A 6,805-nucleotide genomic window follows, 5' to 3' on the forward strand; every position below is an offset into this window, starting at 1 on the left:
ATTTCCTCCTCATATGAAGCGCGACCGATGTCAGCGCGGCCTCCAGCGGTTCAGCAGCAAAGAATTGCTGACCACCGAAATCGAACTCATCGCCATCGCCGCTCCGGCGATGACCGGGTTAAGCAGCCCGAAGGCGGCGAGCGGAATGCCCAACACGTTGTAGATGAAGGCGAAGAACAGGTTCTGGCGGATCTTGGCCAGTGTCGCGCGCGACAGTTCGACCGCCGTCGGTACACCACGCAGGTCGTTACGGACGAGCACGACATCGGCCGCCTCGATCGCCACGTCGGAGCCCGCACCGATCGCGAACGAGACATCGGCCTGGGCCAGGGCAGGGGCATCGTTGATACCATCGCCCGCCATTCCGACCGTGCCGCCGATCCCCTGGAGCCGCCGGACCTCCTCGGCCTTGTTCTGCGGCAGGACCTCCGCCGCGAAGCGGTCGATCCCGGCTTGGGCCGCGATCGCTTCGGCCGTATGGCGATTGTCGCCGGTCAGCATGACCACAGCGATGCCCATCGACCGCAGGTTGCGTACCGCCTCGACCGAAGTCGTTCGCATCTGGTCCGCGATCCCGATGAAGCCGGCAGCGACACCGTCGACGGCCAGTCCGACCACGGTCTTGCCCTGCGCCTGAACCCTGTTGACCCGTGTCGCGAGTTCCGGTCCGATCGCCATGCCCAGTTCGGTCATCCAGCCGGGCGAACCCAGGCTGAGCCGTTGGTTGCCGACCATGCCGGATACGCCCTTGCCAGGAACGGTATCGAACTGGTCGACGGCCTCGGGTACGATCCCCTCGTCTGCCGCTTTCTTCAGAATGGCGCGGGCCAGCGGATGCTCCGATCCCTGCTCGAGCGCGGCGGCCAGGCGAAGCACGTCCCGAGCGGCCCAGTCGGAAGCGGCCAGCATGTCGGTGACTTCGGGCTTTCCCTGGGTCAGCGTGCCCGTCTTGTCGACGACCAGCGTCGACAGGCCGCGTGCGCGCTCCAGCACCTGGGCGTTGCGGATGAGGACTCCGTGCCTCGCCCCCAAACCGGTTCCGACCATGATCGCGGTGGGTGTCGCCAGCCCCAGCGAGCAGGGGCAGGCGATGACCAGCACCGCCACGGCGTTGACGAGCGCGGTCTGGAACTCGCCTGTCACCATCCACGCCACCACCAGGGTGGCGAGCGCGATCAGGACGACGACCGGGACGAAGATACCTGCGATTTTGTCCACGAACTGCTGGATCGGCGGCTTCGATCCTTGTGCCTCGTCCACCATGCGGATGATCTGCGACAGCATCGTGTCCGCGCCGACCCCGGTCGCGCGCACCCGCAGCATCCCATTCTGGTTCACCGTCGCCGCAAAGACCTTCGAACCCGCCTCCTTCGCGACGGGAAGGCTCTCGCCGGACAGCATCGCCTCATCGACGCTCGACCGCCCGGACAGAACCTCGCCATCGACCGGCACGCTCTCGCCCGCCGCGACGACGAAGATGTCGTCGACCAGCAGGGTTCCGGCATCGACCTCGACGATCACGCCGTCGCGTTCAACCTTCGCCGTCTTGGGCTTGAGATTGAGGAGGGCGCGTATGGCGGACGATGTTTTGCGCTTGGCATTCGCCTCGAGCAGCCGCCCGAGCAGGATGAGGGTGATGATTGAGGCCGAAGCCTCGAAATAGACGTGCAGTTCGATGATATCGAACAGCGTCACCACCGCGCTGTAGAGATAGGCGATGCTGGTGCCGAGCACGACCAGCACGTCCATGTTCGCCGTGCCCGAGCGAAGCGATTTGAAGGCCGCCTTGTAGAAGCGTGCGCCGATCCAGAACTGCACTGGTGTGGCCAGCGCGAACTGGGTCCAGCGCGAAAGGATTTCCACATGATGGCCCTTCACCAGATGTGCCATCTGGCTGGGATCGAACATCACCGCCATCTGCGCGAACAGCGGCAGCGTCAGGACGAGGGACGCCAGGAACATTCCCAATTCGCGGCGCCAGGCTGCCTGATCGCGCTTTTCCTTGGCAGCCAATTCATCGGCGGACAGGTCACGCGCCTCGGTCGCCCCGAAACCGGCCTTGGCGATCCGGCTCGCGATCCCGGCAACGTCGATCACGCCCGGGATATAATCGACTCGCGCCTTGGCGGACGCGAAGTTCACCCCGCCGCCAACCACGCCATCGGTCTTCTTCAGGATGCCATCGATCCCAGCCGCACAGGCCGCACAGCTCATGCCCGTGATGTCGAAGACCGCCGTTTCGGGCGGCACCTCGAAGCCCGCGCGGTTGATCGCGGCCACCATGTCAGCGGGGGAAACCTGCCGGGCATCATAGCGGACATGCGCGCGCTCGGTGGCGAAATTCACCTGCGCCTGGACACCGGAAAGCCGGTTCAGGATTTTTTCGATCGTGATCGCACATGCCGCACAGGACATACCCCGCAAAGGCAGGTTGAGGGCGACGGCCCTTTCTTCCGACATTGAACCGACCTCGTTAGCTAATTCGTTGCGTTCCACCATGGCAGCAGGATGGTGGCTCATCCGCTTCGCCGGGCGTGTCGTCCCGGTCCGCATCTCCGTGCAGCGCAGACAGGATCGGGCAGCATTCGGGTTCGCCGGTTCCGGGGCAGGCTTCGGCCAACTCCTTCAGCGCATCGCGCATTCGGATCATCTCCGCGATGCGCATGTCCAGTTCGTGAATTCGTTCGTGCGCCCGGATTTTGACGCCCAGAACACCGTTCTCCCGGTCGGTTTCGAGCAGCAGCAGATTCTTGATCTCGCCAAGCGTAAAGCCCAGCTTCTTGGCGCGGCGGATGAAACGAACCCGTTCGACCGCCGCCTCGTCATATTGACGATACCCCGATGCCTTGCGCTCCGGCGGTTTCAACAGGCCCTCACGCTCGTAATAGCGGATGGTGTCGACCGCCACGCCTGCCAGCTTGGCAAGCACCCCGATCGTCAGGAGCGGCGCTGTCCGGGATGGGTTCCGAATCGACATGGGCAGAGCCTAACGCTTGGACCATACTCCAGAGTCAACGGTAATTTCGCGGTTGCGGAACGATCATGCCGCGATGCCGTGCGCAAAAACCGTGAACTGTATCGAACGTGTCGCGATCTTGCATGGCGGCGACGGAAGAATATTATCCCTTTTCAGTGTTATGACTAAATGTCGGGACTATGGTCCAGAGTTGGTCTCCTGCAAATATTCTCTTGAAATCTTGGTTGGTGCGTTGCGAAAAACCGGCGCAACCTGATATGTCGGCCGTGCTCTGGACGAAAAAGAACCGTTTTCGTCACCACAATTGCAGCTTCGGGATGTGTCTTGGCCGGTTTCCCCATCATTGTGAGGATGCTGATTTTGCTGGGCCTGACCATGGGGTCGGTCGGCAATGCCGCCGCGCACGTCCCGATGCGGACGCTCGCGATACCGATGACGATGACGGCCACCGCCAACTGCCATGATGCGGCAGCGGCAGGGCGGGATATTGCCATGACGGATCATGCGAGAATCACGTCCAGCCATGATCCGTCCCCAAAGGACGGCAAGGCGGATAAGGCCAAGTTCGGCTGCTGTACGGTGCAAGTCCCGCAGGTTTTCCTGCTCGGTAGCGATAGCTTCGAACGGCGGGGAGTGTTCGCCCTTGCCATCTTCGAACGGTATCACGGTTTCGCGGTGGCACGCGCGCCCCGTCCGCTTCTGCTGCGCCCTCCCATCCTAGGTTGATCCGACCGAAGAAACGGACGTGATCCGCCATTCCCCGCCTTTCGTGGGGATCGGCCGTAATCAGGATGCTTTCCATGACTTTATTCTCTTCCGCAGGGTGCGGAGGGGCGGCATTGCCCGACGTATCGCGCAGGCGCTTCGTCCAGGGTCTAGCCCAGGGACTGGGGCTGTCGGTGGGCCTTTCCGTCGCCGGCCGCGCCAGCGCCGCTACCGCGACTTCCCCCCGCGCCAGCCATGCTCCCCAGATGCTGACCGGCCCCGACCTTGCGCTCGACATTGGTGCGACGCGCGTCAACTTCACCGGCCGGGATCGCCCCGCGATCACGGTGAACGGCGGCCTGCCGGGCCCGACCCTGCGCTGGCGACAGGGCGATACTGTCACGGTGCGCGTGACCAATCGCCTGCCGGGCCATGTCCAGACCTCGCTGCACTGGCATGGCATCCAATTGCCCGCCAACATGGACGGCGTGCCGGGAATGAGCTTCGACGGCATCTATCCCGGCCAGGCCTATCTCTATCGCTTTCACCTGCGGCAGGCAGGCACCTATTGGTATCACAGCCACTCGCTCCACCAGGAGCAGGCCGGACTCTATGGCGCGATCATCGTCGATCCGGTTGCGCCTGCGCCCTATCGTTATGATCGCGAGCATGTCGTCCTGCTGTCCGACTGGACCGATCTGGACCCAGCCGCGCTCTACAGCCGGCTCAAGAAGATGCCGTCCTACGACAATATGTTCCGGCGCACCGTCGGCGACTTCCTGTCCGACATCCGCAATTATGGCTGGGATGCGACCGTGGCGGATCGCAAGATGTGGGGGAGGATGCGGATGACGCCGACCGACCTGTCGGACGTCAACGGCCTGACCTACACCTATCTTATGAACGGCCATACCCCCGCCGCCAACTGGGAGGCCGGGTTTCGCCAGGGCGAGCGTGTTCTCCTAAGGCTCATCAACGCCGCGAACATGAGCTATTTCGACTTCCGCATTCCCGGCCTGAAGCTGACCGTGGTCGCGGCCGATGGGCAATATGTGCATCCGGTCACGGTCGACGAACTGCGTATCGGGGTTGCCGAAACCTATGACGTCATCGTTGAGCCGGTCGGACAGGATGCCTTTACGCTGTTCGCCCAGGATATGGGGCGTACCGGCTTCGCCTGCGGTACGTTGACGAGCCGACCCGGCCTGCGAGCCGAAGTCCCGCCGCTCGACCCGCGCCCAATCCTGGCGATGAAGGACATGGGCATGGATCACGCGGCGCACGGCAAGCGGGATCGCTATGCCGGTTTCGTCGCCGAACGTCGCGATGCCCCAGTTCTGAAGGGGCCGGTAAGTCATCCGCGAACCGAGCGGAACAGCACCTATGTCGATATGCAGGCAATGGTGGCGCAACCCCGGCTGTCCGATCCCGGCGTCGGCCTGCGTGATCGCGAGACCAAGGTCCTGACCTATGCCGACCTGCACAGTCTGGACGGCGATCCCGACGGCCGCGATCCGGGGCGCACGATCGAACTCCACCTGACGGGCAACATGGAGCGCTTCGCATGGGCGTTTGACGGGGTGCCCTTCATGGATGCCAGACCGCTGCGGTTCAATTATGGCGAAAGACTGAGGGTGGTCCTCGTCAACGACACGATGATGCACCATCCCGTTCACCTTCACGGGATGTGGAGCGACCTGGAAGACGACCATGGTGCGTTCCAGGTCCGCAAGCATACGGTGGATATAGCGCCCGGATCACGGCGGTCCTGTCGCGTGACTGCCGACGCGCTGGGCCGGTGGGCCTATCACTGTCACCTTCTATACCACATGGACGGCGGCATGATGCGCGAAGTCGTGGTGGAAGAGGCGGGACGATGAGGGCGCCCGTCATATTTGCTGCGACCCTTGCCGGGCTTGTCGCATCCGCCGCCACGGCGCAGCACCATCATCATGCGGGGGAGGGGGCTATGACGACGGCCACGGCGTCGGATGCATTGGCGGCAACCCCGACGCCCGCGACACAATCGCCCTTACCGACCATGCCAGGCATCCCCAAAAGCCCCATACCTGTCCCCACCCAGGCGGATCGGGCGGCCGCCTTCCCGGTTCTGATGAGCAAACACGGGCATGATGCGCCACATGTGACGCTCGTCAATCTCGATCGGCTGGAAAGCTGGAACGACGATGGCCGGGTGGGCCTCGCCTGGGAATTGACATCCTGGACGGGCGGCGATGTGCAGCGCCTCTGGGTGCGATCGTCAGGAGAACGCGAGGGCGGCAAGACGCGCGGCGACGTCGAGTTGCTCTACGGCCATGCAAAAGGGGCCTGGTGGGATGTGGTGGGCGGAATCCGACAGGATTTCGGGCTCGACAAGACCGATCAGACCTGGGCGGCGATCGGCATCCAGGGGCTGGCTCCCTTTATGTTCGACATATCGGCGACGGCATATCTGAGTACGGATGGGCAGACGATGCTCCGTGCCGAGGCGGAATATGACCTTCTGCTGACCAACCGCCTGATCCTGCAACCCGTGGCGGGCTTTCGCGCCTTTGGCAGGAACGATCGAAGCCGAATGCAGGGCGCGGGGCTGTCTTCGATCGAAACGGGAATACGCCTGCGGTATCGCGCGACGCGTTCCGTCGCCCCCTATCTGGGTTATTCCTACGAAAGATCCGCGGGTCGTACCGCCGATTATCGGCGGCTCGCGGGCCGTGACGTTTTCGAAGGACGCCTGGTCCTCGGCATCAACAGCTGGTTCTGAACATTTTTCCAAGGAGATAAGCGATGAAGACATTCTGCCGACTGACCGCCCTCATGCTGATGCTTGCCCCCACCACCGCCATGGCCGATGCGAAGCCGAACGTCGTCGATCAGGCTTTCAGCAAATATGACAGAAACAAGGATGGTTATATTACCAAGGCCGAAATTCCCGCTGGCCATGAAATGCTGGAGCATTTCGATATGGCCGATCGTGACCATGACGGAAAACTGGACAAGCGCGAGTTCGGGATTGTCCTCAAGATGATCTAGAGCAAATTCCGAGCGTCTTGAATCGATGGGGGATTCCCAAGCGGCTTGAAGTCTGATTCAAGATCGTCACCGGCGACAGGAGGCCGGTCA

The 6,805-nt window shown here is 62.9% G+C and carries 6 protein-coding genes; 4 read left to right on the forward strand and 2 right to left on the reverse strand.

All coding sequences use genetic code 11. The features are described 5' to 3' along the window. Positions 1-30 precede the first annotated feature (30 nt). Both ABIC44_RS18335 and ABIC44_RS18340 read right to left on the reverse strand, forming a co-directional pair. Positions 31-2,460: a heavy metal translocating P-type ATPase gene (locus ABIC44_RS18335; protein ID WP_354296854.1), complete on the reverse strand. Its 2,430-nt coding sequence runs from the start codon at positions 2,458-2,460 to the stop codon at positions 31-33. Positions 2,461-2,473: 13 nt separating this feature from the next. Continuing rightward, positions 2,474-2,977, reverse strand: a complete 504-nt coding sequence (locus ABIC44_RS18340; RefSeq protein ID WP_307098203.1) for a heavy metal-responsive transcriptional regulator — start codon at positions 2,975-2,977, stop codon at positions 2,474-2,476. A 324-nt stretch (positions 2,978-3,301) separates the two neighbouring features. Between ABIC44_RS18340 and ABIC44_RS18345 the strand changes: the two genes are divergently transcribed. The 4 genes from ABIC44_RS18345 to ABIC44_RS18360 all read left to right on the forward strand — a co-directional run bounded on the left by ABIC44_RS18345 (position 3,302) and on the right by ABIC44_RS18360 (position 6,715). Further along, positions 3,302-3,703 (forward strand): hypothetical protein, encoded by a 402-nt coding sequence (locus tag ABIC44_RS18345; protein WP_354296855.1) that lies wholly within the window; start codon positions 3,302-3,304, stop codon positions 3,701-3,703. Between the two features lie 74 nt (positions 3,704-3,777). Continuing rightward, the gene (locus ABIC44_RS18350; RefSeq protein ID WP_354296856.1) at positions 3,778-5,562 is read left to right on the forward strand and encodes a copper resistance system multicopper oxidase; all 1,785 of its coding nucleotides are present in this window, start codon (positions 3,778-3,780) and stop codon (positions 5,560-5,562) included. Between the two features lie 233 nt (positions 5,563-5,795). Beyond that, positions 5,796-6,446: a copper resistance protein B gene (locus ABIC44_RS18355; RefSeq protein ID WP_354296857.1), complete on the forward strand. Its 651-nt coding sequence runs from the start codon at positions 5,796-5,798 to the stop codon at positions 6,444-6,446. A 23-nt stretch (positions 6,447-6,469) separates the two neighbouring features. Then, a complete protein-coding gene (locus tag ABIC44_RS18360; RefSeq protein WP_354296858.1) occupies positions 6,470-6,715 on the forward strand; it encodes an EF-hand domain-containing protein in 246 nt (81 codons plus the stop codon). Positions 6,716-6,805 lie beyond the last annotated feature (90 nt).

It is taken from the genome of Sphingomonas sp. 1185, from assembly GCF_040544655.1.
Lineage (GTDB): Bacteria > Pseudomonadota > Alphaproteobacteria > Sphingomonadales > Sphingomonadaceae > Sphingomonas.

What these genes read in the sequence shown, in the direction of transcription:
- ABIC44_RS18360 (WP_354296858.1), top strand. Translation starts at nt 6,470, where the DNA reads ATGAAGACATTCTGCCGACTGACCGCCCTCATGCTGATGCTTGCCCCC.
- ABIC44_RS18350 (WP_354296856.1), top strand. Translation starts at nt 3,778, where the DNA reads ATGACTTTATTCTCTTCCGCAGGGTGCGGAGGGGCGGCATTGCCCGAC.
- ABIC44_RS18335 (WP_354296854.1), bottom strand. Translation starts at nt 2,460, where the DNA reads ATGTCGGAAGAAAGGGCCGTCGCCCTCAACCTGCCTTTGCGGGGTATG.
- ABIC44_RS18355 (WP_354296857.1), top strand. Translation starts at nt 5,796, where the DNA reads ATGAGCAAACACGGGCATGATGCGCCACATGTGACGCTCGTCAATCTC.
- ABIC44_RS18340 (WP_307098203.1), bottom strand. Translation starts at nt 2,977, where the DNA reads ATGTCGATTCGGAACCCATCCCGGACAGCGCCGCTCCTGACGATCGGG.